Source organism: Kosakonia sp. R1.Fl (genome assembly GCF_023516815.1).
GTDB lineage: Bacteria > Pseudomonadota > Gammaproteobacteria > Enterobacterales > Enterobacteriaceae > Kosakonia.
The window spans coordinates 4,373,263-4,389,744 of sequence record NZ_JAMGSQ010000001.1 but is presented as its reverse complement, the minus strand read 5'-3'; the positions used below and the strand labels follow the sequence as shown (position 1 = coordinate 4,389,744).

Annotated in this window: 14 protein-coding genes; 10 read left to right on the top strand and 4 right to left on the bottom strand. The window is 55.0% G+C overall.

The window, feature by feature from the left end; genetic code table 11:
* Positions 1–50 precede the first annotated feature (50 nt).
* From flgH to flgL, 5 genes are all read left to right on the top strand, one after another.
* On the top strand, positions 51–749 hold the full coding sequence (gene flgH / locus M8Q36_RS20705; protein WP_020457435.1) for a flagellar basal body L-ring protein FlgH: 699 nt from the start codon (positions 51–53) through the stop codon (positions 747–749).
* A gap of 12 nt (positions 750–761) precedes the next feature.
* Entirely contained in the window at positions 762–1,859 is a 1,098-nt protein-coding gene (locus M8Q36_RS20700) for a flagellar basal body P-ring protein FlgI (RefSeq protein WP_249882200.1), read from the top strand.
* Positions 1,859–2,815 (top strand): flagellar assembly peptidoglycan hydrolase FlgJ, encoded by a 957-nt coding sequence (gene flgJ / locus M8Q36_RS20695; protein ID WP_200552849.1) that lies wholly within the window; start codon positions 1,859–1,861, stop codon positions 2,813–2,815. Before M8Q36_RS20700 ends, flgJ begins: the two co-directional genes overlap by 1 nt.
* A 75-nt stretch (positions 2,816–2,890) precedes the next feature.
* On the top strand, positions 2,891–4,540 hold the full coding sequence (flgK, locus tag M8Q36_RS20690) for a flagellar hook-associated protein FlgK (protein WP_249882199.1): 1,650 nt from the start codon (positions 2,891–2,893) through the stop codon (positions 4,538–4,540).
* A gap of 14 nt (positions 4,541–4,554) precedes the next feature.
* Positions 4,555–5,523, top strand: a complete 969-nt coding sequence (gene flgL / locus M8Q36_RS20685) for a flagellar hook-associated protein FlgL (RefSeq protein WP_131411755.1) — start codon at positions 4,555–4,557, stop codon at positions 5,521–5,523.
* A gap of 81 nt (positions 5,524–5,604) precedes the next feature.
* Here the strand turns inward: flgL and M8Q36_RS20680 are convergent, their stop codons facing one another.
* Positions 5,605–6,816 (bottom strand): MFS transporter, encoded by a 1,212-nt coding sequence (locus tag M8Q36_RS20680; protein WP_249882198.1) that lies wholly within the window; start codon positions 6,814–6,816, stop codon positions 5,605–5,607.
* A 161-nt stretch (positions 6,817–6,977) separates the two neighbouring features.
* Between M8Q36_RS20680 and M8Q36_RS20675 the strand changes: the two genes are divergently transcribed.
* Positions 6,978–7,880 carry a LysR family transcriptional regulator gene (locus M8Q36_RS20675; RefSeq protein ID WP_502825483.1) on the top strand — a complete coding sequence of 301 codons (903 nt, stop codon included), beginning with the start codon at positions 6,978–6,980 and terminating at the stop codon, positions 7,878–7,880.
* Between the two features lie 40 nt (positions 7,881–7,920).
* Here the strand turns inward: M8Q36_RS20675 and rne are convergent, their stop codons facing one another.
* Positions 7,921–11,067 carry a ribonuclease E gene (gene rne, locus M8Q36_RS20670; protein WP_249882196.1) on the bottom strand — a complete coding sequence of 1,049 codons (3,147 nt, stop codon included), beginning with the start codon at positions 11,065–11,067 and terminating at the stop codon, positions 7,921–7,923.
* A gap of 570 nt (positions 11,068–11,637) precedes the next feature.
* Between rne and rluC the strand changes: the two genes are divergently transcribed.
* Positions 11,638–12,591: a 23S rRNA pseudouridine(955/2504/2580) synthase RluC gene (gene rluC, locus M8Q36_RS20665; protein ID WP_249882195.1), complete on the top strand. Its 954-nt coding sequence runs from the start codon at positions 11,638–11,640 to the stop codon at positions 12,589–12,591.
* 42 nt (positions 12,592–12,633) lie between these two features.
* Here the strand turns inward: rluC and M8Q36_RS20660 are convergent, their stop codons facing one another.
* A complete protein-coding gene (locus tag M8Q36_RS20660) occupies positions 12,634–13,785 on the bottom strand; it encodes a dienelactone hydrolase family protein (RefSeq protein WP_249882194.1) in 1,152 nt (383 codons plus the stop codon).
* Positions 13,786–13,870: 85 nt separating this feature from the next.
* A complete protein-coding gene (locus M8Q36_RS20655) occupies positions 13,871–14,455 on the bottom strand; it encodes a Maf family protein (RefSeq protein ID WP_249882193.1) in 585 nt (194 codons plus the stop codon).
* Between the two features lie 141 nt (positions 14,456–14,596).
* On the opposite strand from M8Q36_RS20655, the gene yceD reads away from it, so the two are divergent.
* The 3 genes from yceD (at position 14,597) to plsX (ending at position 16,476) form a co-directional block, all read left to right on the top strand.
* Positions 14,597–15,118, top strand: a complete 522-nt coding sequence (gene yceD, locus M8Q36_RS20650) for a 23S rRNA accumulation protein YceD (protein ID WP_065368743.1) — start codon at positions 14,597–14,599, stop codon at positions 15,116–15,118.
* Positions 15,119–15,134: 16 nt separating this feature from the next.
* Positions 15,135–15,308, top strand: coding sequence for a 50S ribosomal protein L32 (gene rpmF, locus M8Q36_RS20645; RefSeq protein ID WP_007374494.1), 174 nt, complete (start codon positions 15,135–15,137; stop codon positions 15,306–15,308).
* Positions 15,309–15,387: 79 nt separating this feature from the next.
* Positions 15,388–16,476: a phosphate acyltransferase PlsX gene (gene plsX / locus M8Q36_RS20640; RefSeq protein ID WP_249882192.1), complete on the top strand. Its 1,089-nt coding sequence runs from the start codon at positions 15,388–15,390 to the stop codon at positions 16,474–16,476.
* The last annotated feature ends 6 nt before the right edge of the window (positions 16,477–16,482 follow it).

The following is a 16,482-nucleotide window of genomic DNA, read 5'->3' as shown; positions in this document are numbered from 1 at the left end:
TCCGGTGCGGTAACTGCCGCACCGGAACCCTGATTTCGAAGATGAATGCAATGCAAAAATACGCCGTGCGCAGCTATCCGATTATGGCTTTAGTGGCATTAACCCTGACGGGATGTGCCTGGGTTCCATCAACGCCGTTGGTTCAGGGGGCGACCACCGCTCAACCAGTACCGGGACCGGTGCCGATGGTAAATGGATCGATTTATCAGACTGCGCAGCCGATAAACTACGGCTATCAGCCACTGTTTGAAGACCGCCGTCCGCGTAACGTGGGCGATACATTGACGATCGTACTGCAAGAGAACGTCAGTGCCAGTAAGAGCTCGTCGGCAAATGCCAGCCGTGATAGCAAGGCCAGTTTCGGCATGGACACCACGCCGCGCTACCTGGAAGGGCTGTTTGGTAATGCCCGTGCCGATCTCTCTGCTTCCGGTGGAAATACCTTTAACGGCAAAGGTGGCGCCAATGCCAGCAATACCTTTAGCGGCACGCTGACCGTGACGGTCGATCAGGTGCTGATCAATGGCAATTTACATGTGGTGGGTGAAAAACAGATAGCCATCAACCAGGGCACTGAATTCATCCGCTTCTCGGGTGTCGTGAACCCACGCACCATCAGCGGCAGCAACACGGTTCCTTCCACACAGGTGGCGGACGCGCGCATCGAGTATGTCGGCAACGGCTACATCAACGAAGCGCAGAACATGGGCTGGCTGCAACGTTTCTTCCTCAACTTATCGCCGATGTAACCGGGGTGAATTATGTTTAAGTATTTGACTGGTATCGTGTTAGCGCTGGTGGCGACCTTCGCCCAGGCTGACCGTATCCGGGATCTCACCAGTGTACAGGGCGTACGTGAAAACTCCTTAATTGGTTATGGCCTGGTCGTGGGGCTCGATGGTACAGGTGACCAGACGACCCAGACGCCATTTACCACCCAAACCTTAAACAACATGTTGTCGCAGATGGGGATCACGGTTCCTGCTGGCACCAACATGCAGCTGAAAAACGTGGCGGCGGTGATGGTCACCGCGCAGTTCCCGGCGTTTGCACGCCAGGGGCAGACCATCGATGTGGTGGTCTCCTCAATGGGTAACGCAAAAAGCCTGCGCGGCGGTACGCTGCTGATGACGCCGCTGAAGGGCGTTGACAGCCAGGTTTATGCGCTGGCACAGGGTAACATTCTGGTCGGCGGTGCAGGTGCTTCCGCAGGCGGCAGCAGTGTGCAGGTTAACCAGCTTAACGGTGGGCGTATCACTAACGGTGCGGTCATCGAGCGTGAATTGCCGACCCAGTTTGGCGCAGGCAACACCATTAACCTGCAACTGAACCAGGAAGATTTCAGCATGGCGCAGCAGATTGCCGACACCATCAACCGTAACCGTGGTTACGGCAGCGCCACCGCGCTGGATGCGCGTACCGTGCAGATCCGCGTTTCTAACGGCGGCAGCTCGCAAGTCCGTTTGCTGGCCGATATCCAGAATATGGAAGTCGGCGTTACGCAGCAGGATGCGAAAGTCATTATCAACTCGCGTACCGGCTCGGTGGTGATGAACCGCGAAGTGGCGCTGGATAACTGTGCTGTCGCACAGGGTAACCTTTCAGTGACGGTGAATCAGCAGGCCAACGTGAGCCAGCCGAATACGCCATTCGGCGGCGGTCAGACGGTGGTGACACCGCAAACACAAATTGATTTGCGCCAGAGCGGCGGTTCGCTGCAAAGCGTCCGTTCCAGCGCCAACCTGAACAGCGTGGTCCGTGCGCTTAACGCGCTCGGTGCTTCCCCGATGGAGCTGATGTCCATCCTTCAGGCGATGCAAAGCGCAGGCTGCCTGCGTGCGAAACTGGAGATCATCTAATGTTGACTGACAGCCGGTTGTTGACAAGCGCGGCATGGGACGCGCAATCACTGAATGAACTGAAGGCGCAAACACGGCAGGATCCTGGCGCGAACCTGCGCCCGGTGGCCCGCCAGATGGAAGGGATGTTCGTGCAGATGATGCTGAAAAGCATGCGCGAAGCATTACCGAAAGACGGTATTTTCAGCAGTGATTCAACGCGGCTGTACACCAGCATGTATGACCAGCAAATTGCACAACAGATGACCGCGGGCAAAGGCCTTGGTCTGGCCGATATGATGGTTAAGCAGATGGCGGGCGATCAGGCACCTGTTGAGCCTGCCGATCAGATGCAGCAGGTGCCGATGAAGTTCCCGCTGGAAACTGTGACGTCCTATCAAAACCAGGCGCTGACACAACTGGTGCGCAAAGCGATGCCAAAAGTGCCGGAAGATGGCGACGAGCCGTTAACCGGTGACAGCAAAGACTTCCTTGCCCAGCTTTCACTGCCGGCGCGTCTTGCCAGTGAGCAGAGCGGCGTTCCGCACCATCTGATCCTCGCGCAGGCCGCGCTGGAATCCGGCTGGGGCCAGCGCCAGATCACGCGTGAAAACGGTGAGCCGAGCTTTAACATTTTTGGTGTTAAAGCCACGCCTGGCTGGAAAGGGCCGACCACGGAAATCACGACGACCGAATATGAAAACGGCGAAGCGGTGAAGGTGAAAGCCAAATTCCGTGTTTACAGCTCGTACCTTGAAGCGCTCTCCGATTATGTGGGCATGCTGACGCGTAATAAACGTTACTCGGCGGTGACCACTGCTGCGACGGCAGAGCAGGGCGCGCAGGCGTTGCAGAACGCCGGTTATGCGACCGATCCTAACTACGCCCGTAAGCTGACCAGCATGATCCAACAGCTTAAATCGATGGGTGAAAAGGTCAGTAAAGCCTACAGCACGGATATCCAAAATCTGTTCTGAAATATCTCAAGTTTTGCCCTGGGTTGCCGATAATCGTCAACAGGACTCATGTCTGAAAGTGTATAAGGAACCTCCATGTCCAGTTTGATTAACAGCGCCATGAGTGGGCTCAACGCAGCCCAGGCCGCGCTTAATACCGCAAGTAATAACATTGCCAGTTATAACGTAGCGGGTTATACCCGTCAGACGACGGTGCTCACCTCGGGCAACAGTACCCTGACCGGTGGCGGCTGGGTGGGTAACGGTGTACTCGTTACCGGTGTTCAGCGTGAGTATGACGCCTTTATTACTAATCAGCTGCGTGCAGCGGAAAACCAGAACAGCGGTTTGACCACGCGTTACCAGCAGATGTCAAAAATTGACGATGTACTGTCGGATACTACTAACTCGCTGTCGACCAGCCTGCAGAGCTTCTTTTCCAGCCTGCAAACACTGGTAAGTAACGCTTCTGACCCGTCATCCCGTCAGGCAATGCTGGGTAAAGCGGACGGTCTGGTTAACCAGTTCAAAGTGGCCGACCAGTACCTGCGCGACCAGGATAAACAGGTAAACCTGTCTATCTCTTCAAGCGTTGATCAGATCAACAACTACTCCACGCAGATTGCCAAACTTAACGATCAAATTTCGCGTCTGACCGCGGTAGGTGGTGGGGCTTCCCCGAACGACCTGCTCGATCAGCGCGACCAGCTGGTTAGCGAACTGAACAAAATTGTCGGTGTTGAAGTCAGCGTCCAGGATGGCAACACCTACAACATCAGCATGGGTGATGGCTACTCTCTGGTGCAGGGCAGCGATGCGCGCCAGTTGGCGGCCGTCCAGTCCAGCGCCGATCCGGCACGTACGGCCGTGGCGTATGTTGACAAAACCGCAGGCAATATTGAGATCCCGGAAAAACTGATCACCACCGGTTCGCTGGGCGGTTTGCTGTCGTTCCGTTCGCAGGATCTTGACCAGGCGCGTAATACGCTTGGACAACTGGCGCTGTCGTTTGCTGATGCGTTCAACAAACAACATGAACAGGGTTTCGATGCGGATGGTACTCAGGGTGGCCAGTTCTTTACCATTGGCGCGCCATCAACCACCAGTAATTCCAAAAACACCGGTGATGCAGTACTGACCGCAGCGGTCAGCGACAGCTCGGCGGTGCAGGCGACGGATTATAAAGTGGCCTACGATGGGACAAACTGGAAAGTCACCCGACTGTCCAACAATACCACGACCACCGTGACGCCAGATCCCTCCGATGGCACGCTGAATTTCGACGGTCTGAAAGTTAGCATCAACGCCACCACTGGCCCGAAAGCCAACGACAGCTTTACCGTTCGTCCGGTGAGCAATGCGATTGTGAATATGAGCGTGGCGATTACCGATGAGTCGAAAATCGCCATGGCTTCCGTCGCCGGTTCAGGTGCGAGCGATAACCGCAACGGCCAGGCGATGCTGAATCTGCAAAGCGCGAAAGTCGTCGGCGGCAACAAAACGTTTAACGATGCGTATGCCACGCTGGTCAGCGATGTGGGTAACAAAACCTCGACGCTGAAAACCAGCTCCACCACGCAGACGAACGTGGTGACGCAGTTGACCAAGCAGCAGCAGTCGATCTCCGGGGTTAACCTTGATGAAGAGTACGGTAACCTGCAGCGTTATCAACAATATTACCTGGCGAACGCTCAGGTTTTACAAACTGCAAGCACGCTGTTTGATGCGCTGCTCGGCATTCGCTAAGTAAGGGGTGAAAAATGCGTATCAGTACTCAAATGATGTACGAACAAAGCATGCGCGGCGTGACCAACTCGCAGAGCGCGTGGTTGGGTTACGGCGAGCAAATGGCGACCGGGCAGAAAGTTAACCGCCCGTCGGACGATCCGATTGCCGCTTCGCAGGCCGTGGTGATTTCGCAGGCACAGGCGCAAAACACCCAGTACGAGACGGCGCGTACTTTTGCCAAGCAGAAAGTGTCGCTGGAAGAGAGCGTATTGCAGCAGGTGACGACCGCGATCACTGGCGCACAAGGCACCATTGTTAAAGCGGGCAACGGTTCGCTGAGTGATGATGACCGCGCTTCTCTGGCAACCGAGTTGCAGGGCTACCGCGATCAGCTGCTGAACCTGGCGAACAGTACCGATGGTAACGGTCGCTATATCTTTGGCGGCTATAAAACGGAAAGCGCGCCGTATGATGCCACGGGCACATATAGCGGTGGTAACCAGGCGATTTCCCAGCAGGTTGACGCCTCGCGTACCATGGTTATTGCACATACGGGCACTGAAGTTTTCAACCATATCAGCAGCAACGCTACGCCAGAACCGGTTGATCCGGCTACCGGCCTGCCGGGCACATCGGAAACCGATCTGTTCAAAATGCTCGATACGGCGATTACCGCACTGAAAACCCCGGTAGCAGGCGATGAAACCGCCAAGGCGGCGGCACAGGCGGTGGTGGATAAAACCAGCCGTGGTCTGGGGAACTCCCTGAACAACGTGTCGACTGTCCGTGCTGAACTGGGTACGCAGTTGAACGAACTGGACACTCTTGACGCGCTGGGCGATGACCGTACTGTCGCGCTGAAACAGCAGAAGAGTGATTTGATTGACGTGGACTGGAACTCGGTGATTTCGTCTTACACCATGCAACAAGCCGCGCTGCAAGCGTCCTACAAAGCGTTCACCGATATGCAGGGTCTGTCGCTGTTCCAGATGAATAAGTAATGTTTTCATTTTGAGCATGTCTTGAAACTGGGCATGTTCGGTATGCCCGCTCCATCACCCCGGAGCGGGCTTTTTTTTATCCTACGCTTTCTGCGCCGCTTGCTGGAGTTGACGGGCGTCGAACAGACGGATCAGCAGAGCAACCAGACCGGAAACCGTTGCCAGCACCACCACACCCTGCCAGGACGCGACGGAGTACAGTTTGCTGCCCAGCGCAGAGCCCAGCGCCATACCTATGAACACCCCGGTAAACAACAGCGCATTCAGACGACCACGCGCTTGCGGTTCAAGACCGTACACCAGGTTCTGGTGAGCAACCAGACTGGATTGCAGACCCAGGTCGAAGCCCACAGCAGAGAGCGCAATCAGTGCCAGTTGACCATGCGGCGGCAGTACCGGCAGCAGAAACATCAGGGCGAAGGAAATTGTCACCAGACCCGCGCCTAATTGTGTGACTTTTTCCGCGCCGACTTTATCCGCCAGACCACCCGCCAGCGGTGCCGCTAATGCACCCGCCGCACCGGCGATGCCGAACGTACCCGCTACTGCGCTGCCTAATTGATATTTTTCCAGCAGCATTAGCGCAAGGGTTGACCAGAAAGCGCTAAAAGCGATGGATAAAAAACCCTGGGCGAAAGCGGCGCGGCGCAGTGCCGGATAGCGTTGCCACAGGTGCGCCATTGATTTCATCAGCGCCGGGTAGCTCAGGGTGGAGTGGGTTGCGAAACGCGGCAGCACCGACCACATCAGCACGCCAATCAACGCAATGCTGACTGCGGCAAGCTGATACATGATACGCCAGCCGAATGCCGCGCCGACAAAGCCGCTGACGGTACGGGAAAGCAGGATCCCGAGCAGTAAACCGGTCATTACCGTGCCGACCATTTTCCCCTGTTTGCCTTCCGGCGCGAGAATTGCTGCCGCCGGGACAATATCCTGCGCCATTGTTGCGGCCATGCCCAGTAACAGGCTGACGACCAGTAATGAAGGCAGATGGCTGGTCAGGCTACAGGCCAGTAACAGCAGCGCCAGTGCAGCACTTTTAACCAGGATCAGACGGCGGCGGTCGTGGCGGTCGCCCAGCGGCAGCAGGAACAAAATACCCAGCGCATAACCGGCCTGTGTGAGTGTCGGCACCAGCCCCATACCGTTGACGGTTAAGTGCAGGTCGCTGCCCATTAATGGCAGCAGCGGTTGTGAATAATAGATAGCCGCGACGCTGAATCCGGCGCCGAGCGCGAGGGCAAAAATGACCCAGCCAACAACATCGGACGAAAGAGAATGACGGTTCATAGCAGGTTCCCCAGGAACGTTAGGTGTAAATAACGAAGTGAGGCCATTTTTACGCAGCAGCGCATGGCGCGGTAGCCAGCGGAGTGGTAAAACGGTTATACGTGAAACGTATAGGTAAAATAATAATGAAACGGCAAGAGCGTATAGATAGGGTGGATTTGATGCGGACGTATATCCGTATCGTGGAGGCCGGGTCGCTGTCGGCGGCGGCGCGCCAGCTGGAGACGACGCAGGCGACGGTCAGCCGCCGGTTGCAGTCGCTGGAGTCGCTGCTTGGCGTCAAGCTGCTCTTGCGCACCACTCATGCGATGAAGCTGACGGATGATGGTGAACGCTGCTATCAGCATGCAAAGCGCGTTGCGGATGCCTGGGTGGCGCTGGAAGATGAACTGAGCCAGTCTGACGACGAGCCGGTAGGTATTTTGCGCGTACGTGCCCCGCATGCCTTTGGTCAGGAGCAACTGCTCGGTCCGCTGACTCAGTTTCTTGAACGTCACCAGCAACTCTCTGTTGAATGGATGCTCAATGACAAGAATGTCGATTTTCTCAGTGCCAATATTGATTGCGCCATTCGCGTTGGCGCAGAAGTGGATCCGGCAACGGTATCGGTACTGCTGGCAGAAGTACCCCGATCTATCGTGGCGTCACCCGCGTTGCTGGCGCGTTTTCCCGCTGTCGACACACCGCAGCAGCTCTCCGCGCTGCCGTGGATTGCGCTCAGCACGTTCTACCAGCATGAAATTCATCTTAGTCATCTGCAAAGTGGCGATACGGAGCAGGTGGCGATTGCACCCCGGCTTTATACCGACAGCCTGTATGCGGCCCGCAATACCGCCATTGGCGGGCTTGGCGTGACGCTGATTTCCAGTTGGGCGGTGGAAGAGGAGTTGCGCAGTGGCAAGCTGGTAGAGCTGTTGCCGCAGTGGCAGGCCGCGCCGCTGCCGGTTCATCTGGTTTATCCGTGGGCGCGCTATTATCCCGCGCGGTTGCGGAAATTTTTACAACTGATGCGTGAAGTGATGCCGGGGCTTGGCGGTATGCGTCATCCGGTGCGACAGGCATAAAAAAAGCCGACCCGGGGGTCGGCTTTTCACTGCCAGGGAATTACTCAGCAGCTGGCGGTTTCGTCGCCGGAGCGGTCGCCGCGTGTGTGGCGCTGTGACCACCCGCAGAACCTTTACCTTCGAAGACGAAGTTCGGGCGTACCCAGTCACTGTGACGCGGCGCTTCCGGCACATAGGCAGGCGCTGGCGCTTTGGTCATTGGCGCGGTAGCCACTTTTTTAGCTGCGGGAGCAACCTGCGCTACCACCGGCGCTTTCACCGGCTCGGCAGCAACTGGCGCAGCCGCTTCTTCGGACGCGTCCTGTACAGCTTCAGGGGCTGGCGTTTCTGCTACCGGTGCGACTTCCTGCTGCGCGGGTTCGGCTTCTTCTGCCACTTCCTGCGCAACTGGACGATCTTCCTCAGCAATCAGCTGCGGTTGTTCATCCACCGGCGTGTCGATCACTTCCGGGTGGGTGGTTTCAACGGCAACCGTCTGCGGCTCTTCAACAGCGGCTTGCGGTTCAACGACTACCGGCTCGGCATTTTCAACCGTCGCCTGCGGCTCAACAACTTCCGCTTGCGGATGCGCAACCAGTTGCGCTTCAGCCATAGCCGGAGCGATATCCTGCTCTGGGGCGGCGTTGTTTTCAACGGCCAGTTCCTGAGTCTGCTGCTCTTCCTGCGCGCGCGGTACCGGATAACGGATCCACACTTTACCGGACGCCATTTCCGGTGAGGCACAGGCTACGGTCAACGGCATTGGAGATTGCAGCGGGTAACGTTCATCACGGTAGCGACGGCGACGCTGACCACTCACACGCAGGTGGCGCGGGGAACGGCGTGAACGGCGCGGCATCGCGTTTTCGCGTGCTTCAGCGTTTTCATCCTGTTCCTGTACCGGCGCGGTTTCAACCACCGCTGGCAGGTCGACTTTCGCCAGCTGCGTGTTTTGCGCTGCGGTGTCCTGGACAGTGGTTTCTTCAACGCGGTTTTCTACGTTGTTGTCACCGCCAATACGGACTTTCTGGCTGAGTTGACGCTGTTTACGACGCGGCATGACCTGTACGCGCTCTTCCTGTTCAGTTTCCTGAGCAGGTTGCTCATCGCGGTTCAGCTCTTTGACATCCTGCTGCGCCTGGCGTTTATCATCGTTACGGCGACGGTTGCGCTCACGGCGAGGTTGCTGCTGCTCGTCACGAGATTTTGCTTTTTCTGTTTCATCAACAGCGACTGGCTGGCGAGATTCACGGGCTTCGGCGTTTTGCTGTGATTTCTCACGGCGGTTACGGCGATTATCTTCGCGACCTTCGCGGTTATCACGGTTTTCGCGCGCTTCGTTGCCTTCGCTGCGATTGTCACGGCGATCATTACGATCGCGACGGTTGCCCTGGCGTGATTTACGGCGATCCTGCTGACGCTCTTGCTTCTCGTCTTTCTTCTCTTCTTTCACTTCAACCGGTGCTGGCGCGGCTTCGCCTGCGAACAAGCCTTTCAGTGCAGAGACGAAACGACCCAGCAAGCCTGGGGCAGCAACTGGTTTTGCGGCAGGTTGCGCCTGGCTTGCTGCTGCGGCTGGCGCTTGTGGTGCTGGCGGAACGTCCGGCATAACGAAGGTAGCCAACGCAGGCTGTTCAGGTAACTTACGTTCGGCGTGCTCTTCTTCAGACGGCAGGGCCATCTCTTCTTCATGCAGTTTCGGCAGCAGATAGCTCAGCGTTGGCGTCTCTTCGCCTTTACGCACACGCAGCACGGAGTAGTGCGGCGTTTCCATCTGGTCGTTTGGCACGATCACGCAGCGGACGCCGCCCTGGCGGGCTTCGATAGCGCTTACCGCGGCGCGCTTTTCGTTTAACAGGTATGACGCGACCGGAACCGGTACAATCGCATGCACTTCCTGGGTGTTTTCTTTCAGCGCTTCTTCTTCAATCAGACGGAGAATCGACAGCGACAGGGATTCGTTATCACGAATGGTGCCGGTGCCGCTACAACGCGGGCAGACATGATGGCTGGACTCGCCCAGCGACGGGCTCAGACGCTGGCGGGACATCTCCAGCAGACCGAAGCGGGAAATATGGCTAATCTGAATACGCGCACGATCCTGACGCACCGCTTCACGCAGACGGTTTTCCACCGCGCGCTGGTGGCGCACCGGCGTCATATCAATAAAGTCGATAACGATCAGGCCACCCAGGTCACGCAGACGCAACTGGCGAGCGATCTCATCTGCCGCTTCCAGGTTCGTGTTAAAGGCAGTCTCTTCAATATCGCCACCGCGCGTTGCGCGAGCGGAGTTGATATCGATGGCGGTCAGCGCTTCGGTGGAGTCAATAACGATAGAACCACCGGACGGCAGACGGACTTCACGCTGGAAAGCGGATTCAATCTGCGACTCAATCTGGTAATGGCTGAACAGCGGGATTTCCCCGGTGTACAGTTTAATTTTGCTGCTGAAATCCGGACGACCCAGCGCAGCGATATGCTGGCGAGCCAGCTCAAGCACTTTCGGGTTATCGATAAGAATTTCGCCGATATCCTGGCGCAGATAGTCACGGAAGGCGCGCACAATTACATTGCTTTCCTGATGGATCAGGAACGGAGCAGGGCGGCTTTCAGCGGCTTTCTGGATAGCTTCCCAGTGTTTCAGACGGAAGCTCAAATCCCACTGCAGCGCTTCGGCGGATTTGCCCACGCCTGCGGTGCGTACGATAAGACCCATACCATCCGGTAATTCCAGGCTGGAGAGTGCTTCTTTCAGCTCGGTGCGATCGTCGCCTTCAATACGGCGAGAAATGCCGCCCGCACGCGGGTTGTTTGGCATCAGCACCAGGTAGCTGCCCGCCAGGCTGATAAAAGTGGTGAGTGCTGCGCCTTTGTTGCCGCGCTCTTCTTTATCAATCTGAACGATAACTTCCTGGCCTTCACGCAGTACGTCTTTGATGTTCGGACGTCCATGAGCGTTGTAATTAGCTGGGAAGTATTCGCGGGCGATCTCTTTGAGGGGGAGGAAACCGTGACGCTCGGCACCGTAATCAACGAATGCGGCTTCAAGGCTGGGTTCAATGCGGGTGATTTTACCTTTGTAGATGTTCGCTTTTTTCTGCTCGTGTCCCGGGCTTTCGATATCCAGGTCGTACAGGCGTTGTCCATCAACAAGTGCGACACGCAACTCTTCTTGCTGAGTTGCGTTGATTAACATTCTTTTCATCGTAACTTACTCATTATTCTTACATTGACGACTAAGCTGCGGGCAAGATAACGCCTTTCCGGGGGAGAACCGATGGCCTCGAGACTATTTGCGTCGCCAACCTCACGGTTGTCGCTCGCTAAAGAGGCGCAGTGTGTCGGTTGCCTGTGTTTCCTGTGGAAAACACAGCGCAATTATCAGGGGAACAGCCTGGGAAAAACTCTCCAGAGAAGATTCCATCTACCGGTAAGGACTGCAACCCGCAGCCCGCTAACTGCCTGAAAGTTCAATACGTCTTACGCCATTGCTGCGTGTATGATCGGACAGGCAAAACTGGTCATTCCGCTCATTTACTTGTTTTAACAAGATTCAACACGGAAAACCGCAACATTATTCCTTGCGAACCCTGTTATAGCAAGCTGACTTTTACCATTTATCACCCGGTTACTCACAGTTTTTTCACCTTTGCCCGGAGATTGGTTTAATAACCGCCGAATCAACTGTGTAAAACAAAGTTACCGAGTCAATTGTAAATATAAGCATAGAAAAATGAGTGGCGCTATTCAGCGTGGCTATTTAGAATCGCCTCCCATGAAAACTGAGACACCATCCGTAAAATTTGTTGCTATTACCGCCGATGAAGCGGGGCAACGTATCGATAATTTTTTGCGTACCCAGCTCAAAGGGGTACCTAAAAGCATGATTTACCGCATCCTGCGAAAGGGCGAAGTGCGGGTGAATAAAAAACGCGTAAAACCGGAATATAAACTGGAAGCGGGGGATGAAATCCGCATTCCGCCGGTACGCGTGGCAGAAAAAGAAGAAGAGGCGGTTTCTCCGCATTTGCAAAAAGTTGCCCAGCTAAGCGACGTGATTCTCTATGAAGATGATCATATCCTGGTGCTGAATAAGCCGTCGGGCACGGCGGTTCATGGCGGTAGCGGGCTGAGCTTTGGCGTGATTGAAGGTTTGCGCGCATTGCGCCCGGAAGCCCGTTTCCTTGAGCTGGTTCACCGTTTAGATCGTGACACCTCCGGCGTTTTGCTGGTGGCAAAAAAACGTTCCGCGCTGCGTTCGCTGCATGAGCAGTTGCGCGGTAAAGATATGCAAAAGGATTATCTGGCGCTGGTTCGCGGCCAGTGGCAGTCACATGTCAAAGTGGTACAGGCACCCTTGCTAAAAAATATTCTGCAGAGCGGCGAGCGGATAGTGCGGGTGAACAGCGAAGGCAAACCTTCAGAAACGCGTTTTAAAGTTGAAGAGCGCTATGAATTCGCGACCCTGGTGCGTTGTAGCCCGGTGACCGGACGTACGCATCAGATTCGCGTACATACTCAGCATGCCGGCCACCCGATTGCTTTTGACGATCGCTATGGCGATCGCGAGTTTGATAAGCAACTGGCTCCAACCGGGCTGTCACGACTGTTCCTGCACGCTGCGGCACTCAAGTTCACGCATCCCCATACGGGCGAAACATTGCGTATAGAAGCGCCACTTGATGATGCACTCAAACATTGTCTGCAAGTGTTACGCAACGCTAAGTAATCTCTTCCCCCTCGCCTCTGCGAGGGGAAAAACGGGGTTGGCTTACGGCTTCAGCCATCTGTCGAGCCACGGAAACACTTCATTTTGCTGCTCCTGATAAAAGACGTGTCCCAGCTCAGGCCAGCTTTTCGTCACCAGTTTGTCGTCTGCCTGCTGCGAAGACCAAACCCGATGTACTTTGTCGAAAGCGTCTTTTACCGCCTCTGCCGGGAAGAGTTTGTCTTTGCCGCCGCTGAATATCAGCATCGGCTTCGGCGCGGCGATACTGGCGATATCCGGAATATCCATGCGGGCGGGCATCCCCGGATGCAACATATAGAACGCGGATTGACCGCGGAGCACGTTATTGCCGGGTTGCATCAAACCGTTATAGGTTCCAAACCACGAAATAACCGCTGTAGCCGCGACTTTTTCGCTCAACGCCGCCAGTTGCCAGGCGCGAAAACCCCCCATTGAGAACCCCAGCACGCCAATGCGTTTACTGTCCACTCCGGCGTGCGCGGCGATAAAATCGACCGTGCGCATATCTTCATAGGCTACTTCGCCTGCCAGCGAGCGTCCCAGATTGAAGTAGTTGCTGGCCAGTGCTTGTTGCTGCTCATAAACCATCGGACCACGATCGCCCCATCCGGGGCTGTCGATCGCGATAACCGCATAACCCCGGCTCGCCAGTTCATCGCCAATGAATTTTCCGCTGAAGAATTTGTCAGCCCACGCTTGCGCACTGGCGAGTTGTTCCGCGTTACCCCACGGGCGGATCAGCTTCTCTTTGCCGATATCAAATTTCGAACCATGATCGTGCAACAGAACGATAGCAGGATGCGGGCCGGGTGTTTTCGGCATCATTAACAGGGCGGAAATGCGGTTATCATCCGTAATGTTCAGCGATAATTTTTCAGCGGTGTAGTTACCGCGATCTTCTTTGGCTATCGAGTGAGGGGAAAAGGGTTTAGTGGCATCCGGGGTGAGCAGGGCACTGCGAAATAACTGGCGGCTATGCGATTGCCACTGGTGGAAATCTTTAAAATTGCCTGATAACCACGAATCGGGATAACGCATCTGCGCTTTCAGCGTTTGCCAGCTTGCCGGAAGATTGCCTTCAACGACGCCCTCTGTTTGCCACTTATCTTGCGCATACACATTGCCGGACGTCAGCAGTGCAAACATTAGTGGCAACGTACGTAAAATCTTCATCACCTCTCCTTGAATTAAAACGGCGTTTTAATATTGGTGATGAATGTAACGTCTGACTAAAAAAGAAACTGTGATCACGAAAGCATTAGCTTAACAACGGGTTACAATGTTCACGCCGCAGCATCTGGCACAGCGCGATCAGCGGCAGACCTACCAATGTATTTGGGTCGCGTCCTTCAAGACGTTCAAACAGCGCAATACCCAGCCCTTCGCTTTTGAAACTACCGGCACAGTTCAACGGGCGCTCTTTGCGGACATAGTCGTCAATTTCCTGTTCACTTAAGCGGCGAAAATGGACGTCGAAAGGCTCACATTCCGTTTGCAAATGACCGGTTGCGGAATTAAACAGCGCCAGGCCAGTATAAAACGTCACAATATTGCCGCTGGCTTTCATCAATTGCTGGCGGGCATTCTCTTCTGTGTGCGGTTTGCCGGTAATTTCACCGTCAAGCACGCACATCTGATCGGAACCAATAATCAAATGTTGAGGGTATTTTTGCGCCAGTGATTGCGCCTTTTCCTGCGCCAGTCTGAGCACTAAATGGCGAGGCGCTTCGCCTGCATGCGGTGTTTCGTCTGTCTGCGGCGCGGTGCATTCGAACGGTAAACCGAGTTTTTCGAGCAGGGCGCGGCGGTAGGGAGAAGTGGAAGCGAGAATAATTTGCGACATATTTTTTTCACCAAATATGGCTTAACAATGACAGGCATTTTAAACTGTAGGCCGCAATGTGTGCGAATTATTGGCAAAAGGCAACCGCAGGCTGCCTTTTTCTTTGACTCTATGACGTTACAAAGTTAATATGCGCGCCCTATGCAAAAGGTAAAATTACCCCTGACTCTTGATCCGGTTCGCACGGCTCAAAAACGCCTTGATTACGAGGGTATCTATACTCCCGACCAGGCGGAGCGCGTCGCTGAATCTGTAGTCAGCGTAGACAGTGATGTGGAATGCTCCATGTCGTTCGTTATCGACAACCAGCGCCTTGCCGTTTTAACCGGCGATGCAAAGGTAACGGTATCGCTCGAATGCCAGCGTTGCGGGAAACCGTTCACTCATCAGGTTTACACCACGTATTGTTTTAGTCCTGTGCGTTCAGACGAACAGGCTGAAGCACTGCCGGAAGCGTATGAGCCGATTGAGGTTAACGAATTCGGTGAAATCGATCTGCTGGCGCTGGTCGAGGATGAAATCATTCTCTCCCTGCCGGTAGTTCCGGTGCATGATTCTGAACACTGTGAAGTGTCCGAGGCGGACATGGTCTTTGGGGAACTGCCTGATGAAGCGCAGAAACCAAATCCATTTGCCGTATTAGCCAGCTTAAAGCGTAAGTAATTAAGGAGTAAGGTCCATGGCCGTACAACAGAATAAACCAACCCGTTCCAAACGTGGTATGCGTCGTTCCCATGACGCGCTGACCGCAGTCACCAGCCTGTCTGTAGACAAAACTTCTGGTGAAACCCACCTGCGTCACCACATTACCGCCGACGGTTTCTACCGCGGTCGCAAGGTTATCACTAAGTAATCACGCGCAAGCGTGATGAAGCTTAGTGAGGATTTCCCCGCGTAAGCGGGGATAGACCGAACCAGGCTGCGACGATACCTTGACACGTCTAACCCTGGCGTTAGATGTCATGGGGGGAGATTTTGGCCCATCCGTGACAGTGCCTGCAGCTTTGCAGGCACTGAACTCTAATTCTCAACTCAACCTTCTTTTAGTCGGCGATCCCGACGCTATCACGCCATTACTTGCCAAAGCTGATTTCGAGCAACGCTCGCGCTTGCTTATTGTTCCTGCCCAGTCAGTTATTGCCAGTGATGCGCGCGCAGCGCAGGCTATTCGTAGCAGCCGTGGTACTTCTATGCGCATGGCGCTGGAGTTGGTCAAAGAAGGTCGCTCCCAGGCCTGCGTGAGTGCGGGAAACACCGGTGCACTGATGGGCCTGGCGAAAATGCTGCTCAAACCGCTTGACGGAATTGAGCGTCCGGCGCTGGTGACCGTGTTGCCTCATCAACAGAAAGGCAAGACCGTTGTGCTGGATCTGGGCGCAAACGTCGATTGTGACAGCACGATGCTGGCGCAATTTGCCGTGATGGGCGCGGTGATGGCCGAAGAGATCCTCGGTATTGCCAACCCAAGAGTGGCGCTACTGAATATTGGTGAAGAAGAGACCAAAGGGCACGATAGCATTCGTGATGCTGCGGCATTATTACGCTCCATGTCCTCAATGAACTACATTGGTTATCTTGAAGCGAACGAATTATTGACCGGCAAAACGGATGTGCTGGTGTGTGACGGTTTTACCGGAAACGTCACATTAAAAACAATGGAAGGTGTTGTCAGAATGTTTCTTTCACTGCTGAAATCGCAAGGTGAAGGAAAAAAAAGGTCGTGGTGGCTGATTTTATTAAAGCGTTGGTTACAAAAAAGCCTGACAAGGCGATTCAGTCACCTCAACCCCGACCAGTATAATGGCGCCTGTCTGTTAGGATTGCGCGGCACTGTGATTAAGAGTCATGGTGCGGCGAATCAGCGCGCATTTTGCGTAGCAATTGAGCAGGCAGTGCAGGCGGTGCAGCGGCAGGTTCCACAACGGATCGCCGCTCGCCTGGAATCTGTGTATGCACACTCGTCTTCGTCTGCAACGGATGGCGAAAACCAGAGCGTGTGTATATTACCCAAGAGTGACTGAGCGTAC

Coding starts and splice junctions, on each gene's coding strand:
- rpmF (WP_007374494.1), top strand. CDS start 15,135: ATGGCCGTACAACAGAATAAACCAACCCGTTCCAAACGTGGTATGCGT.
- yceD (WP_065368743.1), top strand. CDS start 14,597: ATGCAAAAGGTAAAATTACCCCTGACTCTTGATCCGGTTCGCACGGCT.
- rluC (WP_249882195.1), top strand. CDS start 11,638: ATGAAAACTGAGACACCATCCGTAAAATTTGTTGCTATTACCGCCGAT.
- M8Q36_RS20660 (WP_249882194.1), bottom strand. CDS start 13,785: ATGAAGATTTTACGTACGTTGCCACTAATGTTTGCACTGCTGACGTCC.
- flgH (WP_020457435.1), top strand. CDS start 51: ATGCAAAAATACGCCGTGCGCAGCTATCCGATTATGGCTTTAGTGGCA.
- M8Q36_RS20675 (WP_502825483.1), top strand. CDS start 6,978: ATGCGGACGTATATCCGTATCGTGGAGGCCGGGTCGCTGTCGGCGGCG.
- M8Q36_RS20680 (WP_249882198.1), bottom strand. CDS start 6,816: ATGAACCGTCATTCTCTTTCGTCCGATGTTGTTGGCTGGGTCATTTTT.
- rne (WP_249882196.1), bottom strand. CDS start 11,067: ATGAAAAGAATGTTAATCAACGCAACTCAGCAAGAAGAGTTGCGTGTC.
- M8Q36_RS20700 (WP_249882200.1), top strand. CDS start 762: ATGTTTAAGTATTTGACTGGTATCGTGTTAGCGCTGGTGGCGACCTTC.
- M8Q36_RS20655 (WP_249882193.1), bottom strand. CDS start 14,455: ATGTCGCAAATTATTCTCGCTTCCACTTCTCCCTACCGCCGCGCCCTG.
- flgL (WP_131411755.1), top strand. CDS start 4,555: ATGCGTATCAGTACTCAAATGATGTACGAACAAAGCATGCGCGGCGTG.
- flgK (WP_249882199.1), top strand. CDS start 2,891: ATGTCCAGTTTGATTAACAGCGCCATGAGTGGGCTCAACGCAGCCCAG.
- flgJ (WP_200552849.1), top strand. CDS start 1,859: ATGTTGACTGACAGCCGGTTGTTGACAAGCGCGGCATGGGACGCGCAA.